Genomic DNA, 19240 nt, shown 5'->3' on the forward strand with positions numbered 1-19240 from the left:
TTAAATATTCCTCCTATTAAACATGTATCGCTCTATTTTCTACTTTCAATCCCAATTCCATTAATACTTCAGATATTGAAGGATGTGCGTGTGTTGTCAGACCTAATTCAATTGCAGAGCCATTCATAAATTGTAATAATGACGCTTCATTGATTAATTCAGTAACCTGTGGTCCTATCATGCTAATACCGATAATTTCATTTGTTTCTTGATCAATAACCATTTCGCAAAATCCTTTATCCTTAGCATTAGTCTCTATCACAGCTTTACCTATTGCATTAAACCCTACTTTAAATGATTTAGATTTAATATTTTGTGCTTTGGCAGACTCCTTATTATAACCAATTGAAGCAACTTCTGGATGTGTATATATACATTTTGGCATTTTGTCATAGTTTAAAGGTAAGCTAGATCCATTAAACATATGTTCGACAGCTAAAATACCTTCTTTTGAAGACACATGAGCTAATTGTAATTTGCCTATACAATCACCGGCAGCATAGATATGTTTATCTTCTGTTTGTAAGTATTCATTAACTAAAATGTTACCTAATTGATCTGTTTGAATTTTAGTATTATTCAACCCAATATCATTGGTGTTAGGAGTACGTCCAATCGCTACTAAAACTTTGTCTAATTCTAACGTTTTTTCACCATTGACTTGAATGGTTACGGAATTAGCATTAACGGTTACTGATGCATCACTTAAGGCACAATTTTCATAAAATGCAACGCCTCTTTCGCTAAGAGCGGTTTTAAGACATTTTGCAATTTGAGCACTTTCAGCAGGTAGAATTCGTTCGCCAGCCTCAATTACACTAACCTCTACACCTAAGTCTATTAATAAAGAAGCAAATTCAAGTCCAATCACACCACCGCCTATGATTGCTATCTTTGAGGGTAAATCAGTGAGTTCGAGCATGTCACTGCTAGATAATACTGTTTTATGATTGAAAGGTAAAAATGGTAATTGAGTTGGGTATGATCCTGTAGCAATTAAGACATATTGATTAGGTAAAAGATCAGATTCACCATCTTCGTATTCAACTGAGATTGTACCACTTTGTGGTGAAAAAATAGATGTACCCATTATTCTTCCAGTACCATTAAAAACATCAATGTGATTTTTTTGCATTAAACTATCTATACCATGATGCATTTGGCTAACAATATTGTCTTTACGTTCCATCATAGTTTTTAAGTCAAATGAAAAATGATCTATATTTACCCCAAAGTCAGCGGATTCTTTCACCGTTCTTAATACTTCAGCAGATTTTAATAATGCTTTTGTAGGGATACACCCTTTATGTAAACAAGTTCCACCTAATAATGATTTCTCTACAATAGCTACCTTTTTACCCAGTTGAGATGCTCGTATGGCCGCCACATATCCAGCGGTTCCTCCACCTAAAACGACTAGGTCATATTGCTTTTCACTCATTTTTTTACTCCTAACGCATTTACAATTTATTTATCAATAGTATGATGCAACAATATTCAATATAAATAGATTTTAAATGTCTAATGTCATTTATAACGCAATGAGCATAGCTCATAAAAATCAATTTATTTAAATTAGTGATTTATTATACATTTTACATCAAAATTTAATAGTAATAAAACTAATGAATTACATAAGAGGTTGGGACAAAATATAAGTCTCAGCCTAATTTATTATTTTAGCAGTAGCCGACTCGTTTGAAAACGCGAGAAAATCAAGTTTTTTTCAAACCTAGACATTCTTACCTATGCGTTGCCAAGCAAAGAGAATTTTATCAAAAATTTCTACAAGCTAAGCATGCTGGGGCGGGACAACGATTAACTTTAATTGCTGTACCGCACCCTATTTTTTTCTTTGATTTTGGCTAATCATTTCTTTTGCATTTTCTCTAGTTAATTCCGTCACACTAGCGCCAGAAATCATGCGTGCAATTTCATCAATTTTATCATCATCTTTTAATTCTTTAACTTGAGTTGTTGTACGGTCATCATTGGAAGCTTTGCTTATTAATAAATGATGATCACTCATTGATGCGACTTGTGGTAAGTGAGAGATACAAATGACTTGGATATATTCTGCGATATCTCTCATTTTTTCAGCCATTTTTTGGGCAGCTTGACCAGACACACCCGAATCAACCTCATCAAATAGAATTGCTGTTTGTCCTCGTGATTGTACAAATATACTTTTTAAAGCGAGCATAATACGAGATAGCTCACCACCAGAGGCAATTTTATTTAAACTCTTAAGTGGTTCTCCTTTATTTGGACTTATTAGGAACTCAACGAATTCTATACCATCAATCGTTGGCTTTTCTAATAATTGGAAAGAAATTTCTAAATTAGCATCTTTCATTTGTAAATTTTGAATTTCGGAAACGATATGGTCTCTTAATGTGCGTGCTACGGTACGACGCGCCTTAGATAATAACTTGCCTTGAGACATGACTTCTTCATATAATCGATTAATTTCCTCACGTAATTGAGATGTACTTTCCTCATAATTTTCAATTTTAGCAATTTCATTTTGGAGCTTGTCTTTGTAAGTCATTAATTCATTAATATCTTTGCCATATTTTCTTTTGAGATTATTTAATAGATTCATTCGGGATTCTAATTCATTGAGCATTTGTTCATCAAATTCGTTGTTCGACATTTCATCATATATCTCGTGTTTAGCATCCTCAAGCGTATAATAAAATTGGTCGATATCCTCTTTAAGTTTACTATATTTATCCGGCAGAATTTCATCAATGGATTGTAAATGATTACTTAATTCGTAAAGTCTATCTGTAATCGCGTGTTCATCGGTTAAAGTAACATGGGCATTATTGAGCGCTAAGCTTAGCTTCTCAGAATTTTGAATTCTACGAATATCAACTTCTAATTGTTCAATTTCGCCTTCTTTTAAAGAAGCTTCTTCTAGTTCTTCATATTGAAATTTCATTAAATCTAAACGTTGAAGTAACGCTTGATCTGCAGACTCTAGATCTTCTAATTCCTTTGTTTTACTTTTATATTGATTAAACACGTTTTGATATTGTTCTTTTGTAGTTGAATATTTATCCTCTGCATAGTCATCTAATAATTTTAAATGGTATTTTTGTTTAAGAAGTGTTTGAGTTTCATGTTGACCATGAATATCTAATAACTCTTGCATGACTTTACGTAAATCTTGAAGTGTTACGATTTGATTGTTTAATCTACAAATACTTTTACCAGTACTAAAAATTTCTCTTTTTACTAATAAAAAGTCTTCATCAATATCTATATCTAGGTCCTGAAGGATATGAATAACATCTTTACTTTCGTCTATGTCAAAGATACCTTCAATAATTGCCTTTTTTTCACCATGTCTAACATAGTCTGATGAAGCACGTACCCCAATTAACTGGCCAATAGCATCTATGATGATTGACTTGCCTGAACCAGTTTCACCACTCAGTACTGTAAGGCCATCTGAAAAATGAATTTCTAATTCATCAATAATTGCAAATTGTTTTATTGATAAGGTTTGTAACATGAATTCATCGCATCCTTATAATAAATTGAAAATTCTAGTTTTAATTGTATTACTTGCTTCTTCATCTTTACAAATTAAAAGACAAGTGTCATCTCCACAAATAGTACCGAGCACTTCGTCCCAATCGATTTGGTCTAATATAGCACCTATAGATTGAGCGTTACCTGGTAATGTTTTTAAGACTAATAAATTTCCAGTTCCTTCAATGTTAACAAATGAGTCCATAAGATAACGTCCCAATTTTTCAAGTGGATGATATTTTCGATCATTCGGCAAGCTATAAACATATTGACCTGTTGGTGCGGGTACTTTGATTAATTGTAATTCTTTAATATCACGAGATACAGTTGCTTGAGTCACATTAAGGTCGTATTCATTTAGACGTTTGACGAGTTCGTCTTGCGTTTCTATCTTTTCGCTTGAGATAATTTCTCTTATTTTTATGTGTCTCACTGATTTTTTTGCCATTATGAACACTCCTAGTTTCGAATAATTATACAATGATTTTAACACAACATAATTTTTACTACTACTATTGCTATTATGCATAAGTAACTGATAACTCAATAATCGTAAATTGTTTAAATTAATGACATAGCGCTATTATTGAATGATTTTGTTTGAAAAAATGTATATATTTATAAATAATTATGTAAATTTTTAATAATAATGATAACGAGCGCCTAGTCATTAAAATAAAGTATTAAAACACCCTTCAAAGCTGCTGTTTAAAACAATAACTTTAAAGGGTTCTTATTCGTTCAACTTAATGATCACGAGTGTAAAATAAATCAACGACATCTAGTAAAGGCTTAATATCGTATTGCTCAGAGAGCTTTTCAATTGATTCAGTGGCAGCATTTTTATGAAAATCAAGTTTTTCTTCTGCACCTTGTTTTCCTAATAATGAAACATAAGTGCTTTTGTGATTTTCAATATCACTACCTACTTTTTTACCTAACTTAGATTCATCACCATACACATCTAGTAAATCATCTTTAATCTGGAACATTAGACCTAGATGATCGCTAAATGATTCAAGTAATTGTGACGTCGATTGATCGACTTTTGCAATATCGGCAGCACTTAATATCGCAAATTTTAATAATGCACCTGTTTTAGCTTTATGTATTTGTTCAAGGGTTTCCAAATCAACAGGTTTATCCTCGCTTTGCATGTCTAATGTTTGGCCACCCACCATACCTAAGTGACCGCTATTGTGAGCTAATCTTGAAAGCACCTTTACTTTAACCTCTGGTTCTAATAAATCGTCGTCAGCAACGATTTCAAAAGCCTTCGTTAAAAGTGCGTCTCCAGCTAAAATAGCTTTCCATTCACCATAAACTTTATGATTTGTTAATTTTCCACGACGATAATCATCATTATCCATAGGAGGTAAATCATCATGTATTAAAGAATATGTGTGAATCATTTCCAATGCTAAAGCCGTTTGTTTACCTTTGATATAATCTTGATTTAATACATCCAACGTTAAGAAAACAAGTAGTGGTCTTATTCTTTTACCACCTGCATTAAGTGAATACTGCATACTTTCTTCAAGATTGGTATTTAATGGTGAAGGTTTAATTACACCGTCAAGAGCGCTATTAATTTGTTCAATTAACTCATTCATTGACATCTTTGTCATTATCTTCATCCTCTGCTTCATCTTTAATAAGTTGATTAACTTTATTTTCTGCATCTTTCAGCGTTGCATCACATGTGGCTGAAAGTTTCATTCCTCGCTGATATAACTCTAGTGATTCTTCAAGAGATACAGTTTCATTATCTAACTTTTGAACGATTTTTTCCAATTCTTGCATCATTTCTTCAAAACTTTGTTGATCTTTACTCATGTTCACACCTAACCTTTTTAACAATAGCATCAACGCTACCATCTTTCATTGCTAATGTAATTTCATCATTTTCATTTAAGTCTTGTGTACTTGTAACCACTTGGTCGTTCTTATTAATAATAGTATAGCCTCTTAGCATTGTATTAGTCGGACTTAAGTTATTTAATAGTTCAATTTTATTTTTGAGCTCTAATTGATTATTTTGAATACTTTTCTTGGTTAAGTTTGTTAATCGACTATTAATGTTCATTAAGTGTTTATTATTTTGCGTAATGGATTGCTTTAAAGCTTTTAAATTAAAATTTTGACGAAGTACTTTAATTTGATACTTTTTACTTTCAATTTTAGATGATATTAATTGAGATAATTGCTTTTCTAAATCATCTTTTCGTTGAATTTGTTGATCATATAATAATGAGGGTTGTTTAAATTTATAATACGATGATAAATGGTCGAGCTGTTTATGTTGTTTTTCAAGATATTGTTTTATATATCTTGAAAGCGAAAACTGATATTGTTTAATTTGTTGCATCAATTCGTACTGATCGGGTGTAGCGATGACCGCAGCTTGAGTAGGTGTTGCTGCCCTTACATCAGCGACAAAATCACTTAAAGTAAAATCAGTTTCATGTCCGACAGCTGAAATAATAGGTGTTTGACATTCAAAGATTGCTTTCACAACATCCTCTTCGTTAAAGTTCCATAAGTCTTCTATAGAACCACCACCACGACCAACTATAATGGTATCGACGCCAAGCGCGTCAGTGTGTTTTATTTTTTCGATAATATCTTCTTTTGCTTGAGTTCCTTGCACCAAAGTACTTAATTGAATTTTTTCAACTAAAGGATATCTGCTATTGATTGTAGACACAATATCCCTAATTGCTGCACCGGTACTTGCAGTTAAGATCGCAATTTTTTTAGGGAATCGGGGAATAGGCTTTTTATATTCATTACTAAAATAGCCTTCTTTTTTTAATTTTATCTTTAATTGTTCTAACTTTTGATACAAGTTCCCTATACCATCTAATTCCATCTTATTTACATAAATTTGATAGTTTCCACGTCGCTCATATACAGAAACACGTGCTTCTAAGAGAACTTCGTCACCTTCTTTAGGATCAAAAGTAAGTTTGCTAGCATTGCCCTTAAACATCATTGCACTAATGACGCTATCTTTATCTTTAACATTGAAATAAAGGTGTCCGCTAGAATGCCTTTTAAAGTTAGATAGTTCGCCTTTAAGCAAAATAGACTGTAAATGTGGGTCTTGGTCAAATTTGTATTTAATATATTTTGTTAATGTTGTTACACTTAAGTATTCAGACATAGTCATCACTCAAATTAATTATTTTATGTTACTTAGCACACCGTTAATAAATTTATAATGTTCATCGTCACTAAACTGTTTTGCCAATTCTACAGCTTCATTGATGATTACTTTTGGTGGTGTATCACTGTGTAATAATTCAAATGTAGCCATACGTAGTATAATTCGGTCTGTTTTTAGCAAACGTTGAAGTGACCAATCTTTAAGATATGGTTTGATCGTATCATCTAAAACCGGTTCATGATCTTTTACACCAGTCACTAACCAGTGTATAAATTCAAAGTCTAAATCTGGCTCATCATCTTTAATAAAATTGATTGCTTCATTGATAGTTAATTCTGTATCTTTCATTTCTAACTGAAACAAAGTTTGAAATGATTGCTTTCTTGATTCTTTTCGACTCATAAATAACTCCTTGTTAATGTAATCTTTATATTATTCGACAGTGATATGCATGATATGAACGTTAATTTCTTTAGGTTCGATTGCAGTCATTGTTTTAATTGAGTTGAAAATGGATGTTTGAATTTTGCTCGCAAACTTAGAAATATTTATACCATGTTTAATAGAGCAATATACATCAATTTGAATGCCATCTTCTTTAACATCAATTTTTAAATTTCTATTGAGATTTTTTCGACTCATTTTCTCAATATTACTATTTTTTAATTCTGCAAAATGTCCGGTAACACCGTTTACCTCTGATACTGCAATACTTGCAACTACAGAGATAACTTCTGGTGCAATTTCAATTTTACCTAAATTTGAATTTGAATAATCTGCCACTTTAACCATTTAGACTACCTCCTACTCATTGTCATTCATAATATTATATTGCTCTAAGAAATTTGTATTAAATGATCCACTTCTAAAAATATCATTATTCATTAATTTCAAGTGGAACGGAATTGTTGTATCGATTCCTAAAATTAAATACTCGCTTAATGCTCTGATTCCAGTCATAATCGCTTCTTCACGAGTAGGTTCATGTACAATTAACTTAGCAACCATAGAATCGTAATATGGAGGGATTGTATAATTCGTATAGCAAGCTGATTCAATTCTCACACCATAACCTCCAGGCGCAAGGTATTGGGTAATTTTACCGGGAGAAGGCATGAAATTCTTATATGGATTTTCAGCATTTATACGATATTCAATCGCATGCCCATTAATAGTAATATCATCTTGCGTATATGGTAATGTTTCACCCATCGCAACTTTTAATTGCAATTTAACTAAGTCTATTCCCGTAACCATTTCAGTAACCGGATGTTCAACTTGGATACGCGTGTTCATTTCCATAAAGTAAAATTGATTATCATTTAAGTCATAAATAAATTCAATTGTACCTGCGTTCTCATAATTTACTGCTTTAGCAGCTCTAATTGCAGCATTTCCCATTTCTTCACGTTGTTCATTCGTTAATATAGGTGATGGTGATTCTTCAACTAACTTTTGCATACGTCTCTGAATCGTGCAATCCCTCTCTCCGAGATGAATTACATTTCCGTATTGGTCACCAATTATTTGAATTTCTATATGGCGGAAGTTCTCGATAAATTTTTCAAGATAAAGTCCCCCATTACCGAAAGCAGTTTCTGCTTCTTGTTGGGTCATTCGATAGCCATTTTCAAGTTCTTTCTCTGTTCTGGCCACTCGAATCCCTTTACCGCCACCGCCTGCTGTCGCTTTAATAATTACAGGATAGCCGATTTCTTCAGCGATTTGTTTAGCATCCTCTATAGATGTTACAAGACCATCGCTTCCTGGTACAACTGGTACATTGGCAGCAATCATTTCAGCTTTTGCAACGTCTTTAATACCCATTTTTTGAATAGATTCATAGCTAGGACCAATGAATTTCAATTGGCAAGCTTCACATAGTTCGGCAAAGTCACCGTTCTCAGCTAAAAAGCCATAACCCGGATGAATGCCGTCACACCCTGTTGACGTTGCTATAGATAAGATATTAGGAATATTTAAATATGAATCTTTAGACTGAGTAGGACCAACGCAATATGCTTCATCAGCAATTTGAGTATGTAATGCGTCTTTATCTCCCTCAGAATAAATAGCAACGGTTTGTATGCCTAAATCATGGCAAGCTCTGATAATTCTAACCGCAATTTCTCCACGATTAGCGATTAAGATTTTTTTCATTATTTCACCTTAAATAACGGTTGGCCATACTCTACCATTTGTCCGTCTTCTACTAATATTTCAACGATTTCTCCAGAAACTTCTGCTTGAATTTCATTAAATAATTTCATTGCTTCTAAAATACATACAGTTGATTCATTTGTAACTTTATCACCAACTTGAACATAAGCATCTTCCTCAGGTGATGGAGATTTATAAAATGTACCGACCATTGGTGCATTAATCGTTTGATATGATGATTCATCATCTTGACTTTTATTTTCTTCAACAGGTGCTTCTGATACACTTTGATTTGGTGTTGACATTGTTGGTGCAGCAGGTGCTAAAGGTGCTTGTTGTGTATATTGTGGTGTAATTATTTCAGTTTCTTTTTGTTTTTTTAGATTAACTACACTACCTTTATTATCTTCAATATTAATTTCAGTTAAACTTGATTGATCAAGAATTTCGATTAATTCTTTTATTTCTTTAAAATTCATAAGTTACTGACTCCTCGACTTAGTTTTCATCTACCAATCTATTTTACTTGACTCAACTTGCCAATTCAAGCATGTGTCATTTTATGGCAAATAGTTGGGAGTGGGACAGAATTCCTTTTGAATTCGTCGTCTCTCTCCCAACTTGCTTTGCTTGTAGAATTTCTTAGTGAAATTCTCTTTGTTGGGGCCCCGCCCGCAAGGGTGACTAGAACTGAGAAAAGATTGAATTAAGCGCCTTCTCAGTTCAGTCAGCTACTGCGAATTTGCAAAATAGCTCCATTATATTATTTATGTCCCAGCCTCCTGATATTTTATAATTTTTTATATGCATGATTTGAGTATTAAAAAAAGTCTTTCTAATTGGTAATCAGAAAGACTCTAGTTATCGTTCATAATAAATTAAGCTCTTGAAATATAGCTTCCATCACCAGTATTAATTACTAATACATCACCTTCATTAACAAATAAAGGTACATTTAATGTATAACCAGTTTCAACTGTAGCTGATTTAGTTGCACCAGTAGCAGTATCACCTTTAATACCAGGTTCAGTTTCAGTAACTTCTAATTCAACTGTCTTAGGCAATTCAACACCGATTGTTTCACCTTCGTATGATTGAATTTGAACTTCCATGTTTGCTTTTAAGAATTTTAATTCATCTTTTAAATAATCTGCTGATAATTCAGTTTGATCAAACGTTTCATTATCCATGAACACATGATTATCACCATCTGCATATAAATATTGCATACGACGGTTTTCAATCATTGCTTGTTCAACTTTTTCTCCAGCTCTAAATGTTTTTTCTTGTATTGCACCTGTTCTTAAATTACGTAATTTAGAACGAACAAAGGCAGAACCTTTACCTGGTTTTACATGTTGGAAATCAATAACTTTCCAAATGCCATTATCTACAGAAATTGTTAAACCTGTTTTAAAATCATTAACCGAAATCATTCAGTTTCCTCCTCAAATATGCGCTTTCTATAAAATAATAAGGTCTTTTGTACATTTAGTAAAGACTTCGCAGCCATTTTCAGTGATTAAAATATCATCTTCTATACGTACACCACCAAGACCATCTACATAAATACCTGGTTCAATAGTAACACAATTATTTACTTGAATCGTTCCCTTTGCATTTTTAGACAATAATGGTCCTTCGTGTATATCTAATCCAATACCATGACCGAGTGAATGACCAAATGCTTCTCCATATCCATGAGACGCAATATAATCTCTTGATAAAGCGTCTGCTTCTGCCACAGTCATGCCAGCTTTGATTTCATTGATGGCTTTTATTTGGGATTCAAGAACAATATTATAAATGTCTTTCATCTTTGGATCAGGTTCACCTATAGCAAATGTTCTTGTAATATCAGAGCAATATCCTCTGTAGTATGCACCAAAGTCTAATGTGATCATATCCCCTTGTTCAATAACTTTATCACTTGCTACGCCGTGTGGTAAGGCGCCTCTATAACCTGATGCTACAATTGTGTCGAATGAAGGTCCATCTGCACCTAATTCTAGCATTTTGCTCTCTAATTTCGCCTTTAATGTTCTTTCAGTCATGCCAGCCTCGGTAATTTCTAAGATATAATTATATGTATCATCAACTATTTTAGCAGCATATCTAATTTTCTCAATTTCCTCTGGTGTTTTTACTTCTCTAATTTTTTCAATGTCGTCACCAATTGAAACTAAATTTGCGCTTGATTGATTTAACGTTTGGTAAGTATCGTAACTTACTAAGTGACCTTCAAACCCAATTGACTTAAATTGGTTATGATTGATAATTTCAACGATTTCTTCAATTAATCCACCACTGCGCTTGATAATTTCGAAATGAGTAGCCTGTTCGGTAGCTTGTTCAATATAACGGAAGTCTGTTATTAATTGATAACGATCTTTTGAAATAACTAATGCACCACTTGTACCAGTAAAATCAGATAAATATCTTCGATTATAATCTGATAAGATAACTAAAGCATCTATTTGATGATGATTTAGTAGTTCTTGAACTTTTGCTAATTTATTCATACAAATCACTCCTAGTATAACGTTTGTACATTTGCTCTATTTACATTAAAATAATAGCATAATTATTTTAGAAATAAAGAGATTTTGGTTTAGGGAGATTTTAATGAAAAAATTAATCGTTATTCTAGGAGCTTCATGTTTATTGGTTGGTTGTGGCTCTCAAAATTTAGGACCTTTGGAAGACAAGACAACCAAATTAAGAGATGAAAACCATAACTTGAAGTTAGATATCCAACAGCTAAATCAAGATATTAGTAATCAAAAAGCACAAGTTGAAGCTCTTAATAAAGATAAAAAGAATGTATCTAAAACTGTTGATAACAATAAAGAAGCTAAATTTCTAGATGCTTCTTCAAAATATTATCAAGATATTACTAAAGTGATTAGTAATTATAATCAACTAGATTTAACTAAAAAGAAAAAAGAGGATAAAAAGCAAAATCTTGAAAAATTAAATACTATAACAAACGATATTGATGATGCGTATAGTAAATATAAAGGCACGATTTCAACTAAAGATTTATCAAGTGCCAATAAAAACGAAGATAAGAATATTAGACAAATGAATAAAGAATTACAATCAGCATTTAAAGATATAAAGAGTGGATATGAAACTAACAATTCTAATAAATTAAATAAAGGTAAGACAAAGCTATCTCAAGTTAACATGTCCAATAATTCATAAATATAGGAGTTTTTGTATTGAAAAATATATTGTTTTATTTAGTATTAATTATTGCAGCAATTGGCTTAATCTTAAATCTGAATGCGTTTATGATGTCATTTGCTAAAACTATTTTTACTTTTATAATCATCGCAATCATTATTTATTTAATATACTATTTCTTCTTCTTAACTGAAGATCAACGTAAATATAAAAGAGCTGCAAGAAAATATAAAAAGAAACATCGTAAATAATACGAGGCTGGGACATAAATAATATCATAATGCTATTTTGCAAATTCGCAGTAGCTGACTGAACTGAGAAGGCAATTAAATCAAGCTTTTCTCAGTTCTAGTTATCTTTGAAGGCGGGCCCCAACACAAAAAATCACGAAAGTGATTTTACAAGCTAAGCAAGTTGGGGTCAGGGCCCCAGTAAAGAGAATTTCACTAAGAAATTTTACAAGCAAAGCAAGCTGGGAGTGGACAACGAATTTAAAATGAATTCTGTCCCACTCCCTATAAATATATATTGGCAGTAGTTGACTAAAATAAAAGTGCACCCTATAAAGTTAGAATTTAATTCTAATTTTTAGAGTGCACATCAATTTAAAAACACATTTACTGGCTTTTTATTTTTTATATAACCATTCATCAGAACGATATTTTTCTTCTAATTCTTTTACTTCTTCCATTTGCTTATCAGATAAAATAAGTGGTTTAAATTCAATATTTAATCCTTTTTTAAAGCCCTCTTCAAATGCTTTTTCCATTTCCTCAATTGTTATATGTCTATCAGCAATATCGTTGATTGCCACTGCTTTATCTACAAATGCTTTTTTCATTTTATCTTTAAGACGATCATTTTTAAAAGTGAACATGTCGAAAAGTTCATCAACATCAACATCTTGTAATAAAGAACCATGCTGTAAAATGACGCCTTTTTGTCTAGTTTGAGCACTTCCTGCAATTTTTCTACCCTCAACAACTAATTCATACCAACTAGGCGCATCAAAACATACGGCGCTTCTTGGTTGTTTTAATTTTTCTCGTTCTTCTTTTGACCGCGGAATCGCAAAATATGCTTCAAACCCTAGTAATTTAAATCCTTCAAGTAACCCTTCAGAAATAACACGATACGCTTCAGTTACAGTAGAAGGCATATTAGGATGTTCTTCAGACACAATAACACTATATGTTAATTCTTTATCATGAAGTACACCTCTACCACCCGTTTGTCTTCGAACTAACCCGAATCCTTTTTCTTTTACTTTATCAATGTCGATTTCTTTTTTTAATCTTTGAAAATATCCCACTGATAATGTTGCGGGATTCCAAGTGTAAAATCTAACAACAGGATCGATTTCCCCTCTTGATACAAAGTTTAAAAGCGCTTCATCCATTGCCATATTATAATATGGATCGTGACTTCCTGTATTTATAAAATTCCATGTCTCTGTCATAAAACAAACTCCAATCACAATATTTAATTAACTAAAGAAAATATTAAATTTTACATATAAAACTTTGATAAAAATAGCTAATAAAAAATTTTGATAAATTTAGCTAACAGTCTTATAATTATAATATCGGTTAATTAGGGAGGATGCAATATGAATGTATCTTTGATTATAGCTTTAGCTATTATAGTCATTATTATTTTATATATGCTTGGAAATTGGTTTATGAATAAACGAGCAGTAACTGAACTTGAGCAAAATGAATTTCATAAAGGTTTAAGAAAAGCTCAAGTGATTGATGTTCGTGAAAAAGTAGACTATGATTACGGCCATATAAACGGCGCTCGTAACATTCCAATATCAATGTTTAGTCAAAGATATCAAGGTTTACGTAAAGATCAACCAATTTATCTTTGTGATGCAAATGGTGTTGCAGGTTATCGTGCAGCTCGTATTCTTAAAAAGAATGGCTATAAAGATATTTATATGTTAAAAGGCGGATACAAAAAATGGACTGGTAAGATTAAAACAAAAAAATAATCGCATGTCTGTTATGAACTCTTAAAGATAAAACCTTTAAGAGTTTTTTTACGCCTTTAATGGATCAAATCCATGCGTATTACAATAATATCTCTTAAATTGTGTTAACAATACGTATAATTTCAAAGTACAAATTTATGTATATAAATAGTCCCTATAACCATTTATAAGGTTACAGGGACAAGAATTGAATATTATTCTTTTTCTTCGTGAAGGTTTTCAAATTTCAATACAGGCTTACGCGCAGCAGTAGTTTCATCTAATCTATCAATGATTGTACTGTGTGGTGCTTCTAAGACTGTATCAGGTTCATTTTTAGCTTCTTCAGCAATTTGAATCATTGAATCAATAAAGTAATCTAATGTTTCTTTAGATTCTGTTTCAGTTGGTTCAATCATCATACCTTCCTCTACATTTAATGGGAAGTAAATTGTTGGTGGATGTACGCCGAAGTCTAATAAACGTTTAGCCATATCTAAAGTACGAACACCATGTTCTTTTTGTTTAGATCCACTTAATACGAATTCATGTTTACAATATTGTTCATAAGGAATTTCGTAGTGGTCTTTTAAGCTAGCTTTAATATAGTTAGCATTTAGAACTGCTGCTTCAGAAACCTCTCTTAAACCTTCCGCACCCATTGTTCTAATATATGTGTATGCTCTTAAATAGATACCAAAGTTACCATAGAATGGTTTAACTCTTCCGATAGAGTTTTTAATATCATTATCATATTTAAATGTATCTCCATCTTTGATTACCATTGGTTTTGGTAAATAACTAGCTAATTCTTTTTTTACACCAACTGGTCCTGAACCAGGGCCACCGCCACCGTGAGGGCCAGTGAATGTTTTGTGTAAGTTTAAGTGTACTGCGTCAAATCCCATGTCTCCTGGACGTACTTTATCCATGATGGCATTTAAGTTCGCACCATCATAGTATAATAATCCGCCAGCTTCATGCACAATTTCTCGGATTTCCATGATGTTTTTCTCGAAAATACCTAGTGTATTTGGGTTTGTTAACATGATCGCAGCAGTGTTTTCGTTAACAACACGTTTTAAGTCTTCGATATCAACTTCGCCACGTTCATTTGATTTAACAGTAACAGCTTTAAATCCAGCAAATGACGCAGATGCAGGGTTTGTACCGTGTGCTGAGTCAGGAACAATTACTTCATCACGGTGACCTTCACCATTATCTAAATGGTATGCTTTGAAAATCATTAAAGCCGTCCATTCACCATGCGCACCTGCTGCTGGTTGTAATGTCACTTCATCCATACCAGTAATTTCTTTAAGTTCTTCTTGTAAACTATATACAACTTCTAAAGAACCTTGAACTTGATCTTCTTCTTGTAATGGATGTGATTCAGCAAATCCAGGAATACGAGCTACTTTCTCGTTGATTTTTGGATTATATTTCATAGTACATGATCCTAATGGATAGAAACCTGAATCAACACCGAAATTTTTATTGGATAATTCAGTATAGTGACGTACTAAATCTAATTCAGCAACTTCAGGGAATTCCGCTTTGTTTTTACGGATAAATTTATCGTCAAGAATACTCTCAACTGAATCTGTTTTAATATCGCTTTGAGGTAATGAGTATGCATATCTACCTGCTCTTGATCTTTCAAAAATTAATGGACTTGATTTACTTACTACCATTTAGCTCACCAGCTTTCTTAACAAATGTATCAATTTCATCTTTAGTTCTTAATTCAGTAACAGCAATTAGCATATGGTTTTCGAAGTCTGTTGAAGCTTCTCCTAAGTCAAAGCCTCCAATGAAACCTTCCTCAGCTAGCTTTTTATTTATATCTTTGATTGGTTGGTCGAATTTAACAACAAATTCATTGAATGAAGTACCATCAAGAACTTCAAAACCGTTGTCTTTAAATTGTTTTTTAGCATAATTTGCGTGTTCTAAGTTTTGAACTGCAATATCATAAATACCTTGTTTACCAAGTGCTGACATAGCAATTGATGATGCAAGTGCGTTTAAAGCTTGGTTAGAACAAATATTTGAAGTAGCTTTATCACGACGGATATGTTGTTCACGAGCTTGTAAAGTAAGAACAAATCCGCGGTTACCTTCATCATCTTGAGTTTGTCCTACTAATCTACCAGGAACTTTACGCATTAATTTTTTAGTTGTAGCAAAGTAACCACAATGAGGTCCACCAAATTGTGTTGGGATACCAAATGGTTGTGTGTCTCCAACTACGATATCTGCTCCGAATGAACCTGGAGGTGTTAATAATCCTAAAGCTAATGGATTAGCATAAACGATAAATAATGCTTTTTTACCTTCGATAAATGATTGGATTTTTTCTAAATCTTCAATAGAACCATAGAAGTTTGGATATTGAACTGCAACTGCTGCAGTTTCATCATCTACTGCTTGTTCTAATTTTTCTAAGTCTGTGATTGTACCATCTAAGTCAACTTCTACTATTTCAAATTCTTCTCTAACTTTAACGTAAGTTTTTAGTACTTGAAGTGCTTGATAATGAAGTCCTTTAGAAACTACGATTTTATTTTTCTTAGTGTGATTAAATGCTAAGATACAAGCCTCAGCAAAACTTGTGATGCCGTCATACATAGATGAGTTTGCTACATCCATATCTGTTAATTCACAAATTAATGTTTGGAATTCAAAAATAGCTTGTAACTCACCTTGAGATATTTCAGGTTGATATGGCGTATAAGCTGTATAGAATTCTGAACGAGAAATCATAGCATCTACAACTGCTGGAGCATAGTGATCATACACACCTGCACCTAAGAAAGACGTATGAGTTTCTTTAGTTACGTTTTTATTAGCAATTGTATTCAATCTTCTTAAAAGTGAAGTTTCAGCTTCACCACTAGCAATATTTAAGTCTCTATTTAATAAGATATCCTCTGGCACATCTCCAAATAATTCATTAATTGAATTAGCACCAATTTTATCTAACATTTCTTTTTTATCTTTTTCTGTTAATGGTATATAACGATGACTCACAATACACACCCCTTAATTATTTTTCAATTTGGTTTTTCTTAACAATTTTAGCTTTGAGTTGTCTTTTACGTACTTGAACTAATAGTTCACGACCCATTTCAAACTCATCTCGCTTAATGATTGCCATTGCGATAGATTTACCTGAAGATGGTGCTTGTGTACCTGAAGTAACTTCACCAATTTCATTACCGTCAAGGTCTAATACTGGATAGCCAGTTCTAGCAATACCTTTATCAAGTAATTCTAAACCAACAGTTCTACGTTCTGAACCATTTTCTTTTTGGTCTTTTAATACTGATTTACCAATGAAATCTTCTTCGATTAATGGTTTAGCAGCAAAGGCAATTCCACCTTCATAAGGTGTAATAGATTCAGTTAAATCTTGACCGTGTAAAGGTAAGCCAGCTTCTAATCTTAAAGTATCACGTGCACCAAGACCACATGGTACTACTTTATGTTCAATAAAGCCGTTCCAAATATCTACAGTATCTTTTGCATCACAGTAAATTTCGAATCCGTCTTCACCTGTATAACCAGATTGAGATAAAATAACATTTTTTCCAAATAAAGTAACATCTTGTTGGAAATCAAATGGTTTCATTTCACTTACATCAATATCGACTAATTCACTAACTAAATCTCTTGCTTTAGGTCCTTGAACTGCTAATTGGCCAAATTGATCAGAAACGTTTGACACTTCAACATCGAATTTAGATGCATGTTTTTCAACCCAAGCAAAGTCTTTATCTGTGTTAGCAGCATTAACGATTAATAAATAATCATTATCGCCAACTTTATATGTTACTAAATCATCAATAATACCACCCTCTTCATTACATAAAGCAGTATATTGAGCTTTAGTGTCAGTTAGGTTATTAGTATCGTTTGAAAGTAAGTATTGGACAAATTTACTAGCATCATTGCCTTTAATAGAGATTTCTCCCATGTGGCTTACATCGAACATACCTATTTCATATCTAACTGCGTTATGTTCTTCTTTGATACTTGTAAATTGAACAGGCATTGCCCATCCACCGAATTCTACAATTTTTGCACCACTATCTACATAATTTTGATACAATGGTGTTTTTTTTAATTCGCTTGTCATTAGAAAACCCCCTATATTTTTTATAAAAAACAGAGTAGCAAATAGCTACCCTGTTTATACACTTAATCCAGGAATGCGTAACAGTATTATCCTTTTGCCTGAGAGTTTAGTAGTTAACTTGCACCTTCGGCGATAAAAATGATGATACTTTAATTTAAGTAAAATATTTTTATTCTCTCTAATACTGATCAACCGCAAGATAGATAATTTATAATATCATTATAAATTTCTTTGATTGTTTTATCACTATTCACTTTCATGAATGCGATTTCATTATATCTTGAAATCCTTGATAAATACAAGTTATTTAACTGTTTTTTAGATTTATCAATTGCATTTGGTCTATGTTTATCGTTCAAAACTCTTTTGAAGATAATATCTATGTCACAATCTAGCCAAAAAATGTATTTATATTGTTTTAAATAATTTAATGATTTAGAGTATTCGATTATACCTCCACCAGTAGCAATGACATCATATTTTTGTGTACATTCCGATAAATATTTATACTCTAATTCTCTAAATCCTATTTCTCCGACTTCTTTAAAAATGTCAGGTATTGTTTTATTTTCTCTGATTTCAATGTAAATATCTAAATCTATGAAACTCAATTGTTCCTCTAATGATAAATATTCTCCTATAGTGCTTTTACCTGTCCCCATAAAGCCAATAAGTATTATTGGTGAATTTTTCTTATTCAATAGCCTCACCTTTTTTCAAATAGTTGATTAATTTTATGGTCATAATAACTACTCATGTTATGAATTGTCTTCAATTTTAAACTATATTGAGTTGTATAAAAAGTGATGAATGACAAATAAATAATAAAAATTAGCAAAGTGTAAGTGCTCATGAACCCTCTAAACTTATATAAAGAGTGTTTTGTCATAATAATTCACCCCATTTCCAATTCTTAAAATTACTTCTATAATTCCTCGCTGCCTAGATATAAAATTCGCGTCTAGTACATTATTTAAGAGCGTGATATTTCCTTTACTATTGCTTTCAAAAATAATCTTATGATTGTGGAACTTAATATAGTCATTTTGATGTTGTCGTTGAA

Annotated in this window: 20 protein-coding genes and 1 riboswitch; of the genes, 3 read left to right on the top strand and 17 right to left on the bottom strand. The window is 32.1% G+C overall.

Features of this window, described 5'->3' with window-relative positions; all coding sequences use genetic code 11:
* Positions 1–16 precede the first annotated feature (16 nt).
* The 12 genes from lpdA to KA858_RS01255 all read right to left on the bottom strand — a co-directional run bounded on the left by lpdA (position 17) and on the right by KA858_RS01255 (position 11394).
* Positions 17–1441 (bottom strand): dihydrolipoyl dehydrogenase, encoded by a 1425-nt coding sequence (gene lpdA / locus KA858_RS01200; RefSeq protein WP_210134799.1) that lies wholly within the window; start codon positions 1439–1441, stop codon positions 17–19.
* A 402-nt stretch (positions 1442–1843) separates the two neighbouring features.
* Positions 1844–3523, bottom strand: a complete 1680-nt coding sequence (gene recN / locus KA858_RS01205; RefSeq protein ID WP_107629508.1) for a DNA repair protein RecN — start codon at positions 3521–3523, stop codon at positions 1844–1846.
* Between the two features lie 15 nt (positions 3524–3538).
* Positions 3539–3991: a transcriptional regulator AhrC/ArgR gene (gene ahrC, locus KA858_RS01210; protein WP_053029476.1), complete on the bottom strand. Its 453-nt coding sequence runs from the start codon at positions 3989–3991 to the stop codon at positions 3539–3541.
* 298 nt (positions 3992–4289) lie between these two features.
* Positions 4290–5171: a polyprenyl synthetase family protein gene (locus KA858_RS01215; RefSeq protein ID WP_210134800.1), complete on the bottom strand. Its 882-nt coding sequence runs from the start codon at positions 5169–5171 to the stop codon at positions 4290–4292.
* Positions 5149–5379, bottom strand: coding sequence for an exodeoxyribonuclease VII small subunit (locus KA858_RS01220; protein WP_053029478.1), 231 nt, complete (start codon positions 5377–5379; stop codon positions 5149–5151). Before KA858_RS01220 ends, KA858_RS01215 begins: the two co-directional genes overlap by 23 nt.
* Complete coding sequence (gene xseA / locus KA858_RS01225; protein ID WP_210134801.1) at positions 5372–6709, bottom strand: exodeoxyribonuclease VII large subunit; 1338 nt, start codon at positions 6707–6709, stop codon at positions 5372–5374. The genes KA858_RS01220 and xseA overlap by 8 nt, the downstream gene beginning before the upstream one ends.
* A gap of 18 nt (positions 6710–6727) precedes the next feature.
* Positions 6728–7114, bottom strand: a complete 387-nt coding sequence (nusB, locus tag KA858_RS01230) for a transcription antitermination factor NusB (RefSeq protein WP_053029480.1) — start codon at positions 7112–7114, stop codon at positions 6728–6730.
* Positions 7115–7144: 30 nt separating this feature from the next.
* Positions 7145–7504: an Asp23/Gls24 family envelope stress response protein gene (locus KA858_RS01235; RefSeq protein WP_053029481.1), complete on the bottom strand. Its 360-nt coding sequence runs from the start codon at positions 7502–7504 to the stop codon at positions 7145–7147.
* A 12-nt stretch (positions 7505–7516) separates the two neighbouring features.
* On the bottom strand, positions 7517–8872 hold the full coding sequence (gene accC / locus KA858_RS01240) for an acetyl-CoA carboxylase biotin carboxylase subunit (RefSeq protein ID WP_053029482.1): 1356 nt from the start codon (positions 8870–8872) through the stop codon (positions 7517–7519).
* Positions 8872–9351 carry an acetyl-CoA carboxylase biotin carboxyl carrier protein gene (gene accB, locus KA858_RS01245; RefSeq protein WP_070854978.1) on the bottom strand — a complete coding sequence of 160 codons (480 nt, stop codon included), beginning with the start codon at positions 9349–9351 and terminating at the stop codon, positions 8872–8874. The genes accC and accB overlap by 1 nt, the downstream gene beginning before the upstream one ends.
* Before the next feature lie 399 nt (positions 9352–9750).
* The gene (efp, locus tag KA858_RS01250) at positions 9751–10308 is read right to left on the bottom strand and encodes an elongation factor P (RefSeq protein WP_053029484.1); all 558 of its coding nucleotides are present in this window, start codon (positions 10306–10308) and stop codon (positions 9751–9753) included.
* Between the two features lie 27 nt (positions 10309–10335).
* Complete coding sequence (locus tag KA858_RS01255) at positions 10336–11394, bottom strand: M24 family metallopeptidase (RefSeq protein ID WP_210134802.1); 1059 nt, start codon at positions 11392–11394, stop codon at positions 10336–10338.
* 103 nt (positions 11395–11497) lie between these two features.
* On the opposite strand from KA858_RS01255, the gene KA858_RS01260 reads away from it, so the two are divergent.
* Both KA858_RS01260 and KA858_RS01265 read left to right on the top strand, forming a co-directional pair.
* Positions 11498–12079, top strand: coding sequence for a putative periplasmic lipoprotein (locus KA858_RS01260; RefSeq protein WP_053029486.1), 582 nt, complete (start codon positions 11498–11500; stop codon positions 12077–12079).
* 17 nt (positions 12080–12096) lie between these two features.
* The gene (locus KA858_RS01265; RefSeq protein WP_107629514.1) at positions 12097–12312 is read left to right on the top strand and encodes an SA1362 family protein; all 216 of its coding nucleotides are present in this window, start codon (positions 12097–12099) and stop codon (positions 12310–12312) included.
* 377 nt (positions 12313–12689) lie between these two features.
* Here the strand turns inward: KA858_RS01265 and KA858_RS01270 are convergent, their stop codons facing one another.
* Positions 12690–13520 carry a lipoate--protein ligase family protein gene (locus KA858_RS01270; RefSeq protein ID WP_053029488.1) on the bottom strand — a complete coding sequence of 277 codons (831 nt, stop codon included), beginning with the start codon at positions 13518–13520 and terminating at the stop codon, positions 12690–12692.
* Positions 13521–13670: 150 nt separating this feature from the next.
* On the opposite strand from KA858_RS01270, the gene KA858_RS01275 reads away from it, so the two are divergent.
* Positions 13671–14057, top strand: a complete 387-nt coding sequence (locus tag KA858_RS01275; RefSeq protein ID WP_011275678.1) for a rhodanese-like domain-containing protein — start codon at positions 13671–13673, stop codon at positions 14055–14057.
* A 194-nt stretch (positions 14058–14251) separates the two neighbouring features.
* On the opposite strand, the gene gcvPB is transcribed toward KA858_RS01275, so the two are convergent.
* From gcvPB to KA858_RS01295, 4 genes are all read right to left on the bottom strand, one after another.
* Entirely contained in the window at positions 14252–15730 is a 1479-nt protein-coding gene (gene gcvPB / locus KA858_RS01280; RefSeq protein ID WP_053029489.1) for an aminomethyl-transferring glycine dehydrogenase subunit GcvPB, read from the bottom strand.
* Positions 15717–17069, bottom strand: coding sequence for an aminomethyl-transferring glycine dehydrogenase subunit GcvPA (gene gcvPA, locus KA858_RS01285; protein ID WP_210134803.1), 1353 nt, complete (start codon positions 17067–17069; stop codon positions 15717–15719). Before gcvPA ends, gcvPB begins: the two co-directional genes overlap by 14 nt.
* Positions 17070–17085: 16 nt before the next feature.
* The gene (gene gcvT, locus KA858_RS01290; RefSeq protein WP_053029491.1) at positions 17086–18177 is read right to left on the bottom strand and encodes a glycine cleavage system aminomethyltransferase GcvT; all 1092 of its coding nucleotides are present in this window, start codon (positions 18175–18177) and stop codon (positions 17086–17088) included.
* Between the two features lie 76 nt (positions 18178–18253).
* Positions 18254–18369: riboswitch (glycine riboswitch) on the bottom strand.
* Positions 18366–18839, bottom strand: a complete 474-nt coding sequence (locus KA858_RS01295) for a shikimate kinase (protein ID WP_053029646.1) — start codon at positions 18837–18839, stop codon at positions 18366–18368. (Overlaps the previous riboswitch by 4 nt.)
* Positions 18840–19240: the final 401 nt, after the last annotated feature.

Source organism: Staphylococcus sp. GDX8P80P, from assembly GCF_017893095.1.
GTDB classification, from domain to species: Bacteria; Bacillota; Bacilli; order Staphylococcales; family Staphylococcaceae; genus Staphylococcus; species Staphylococcus borealis.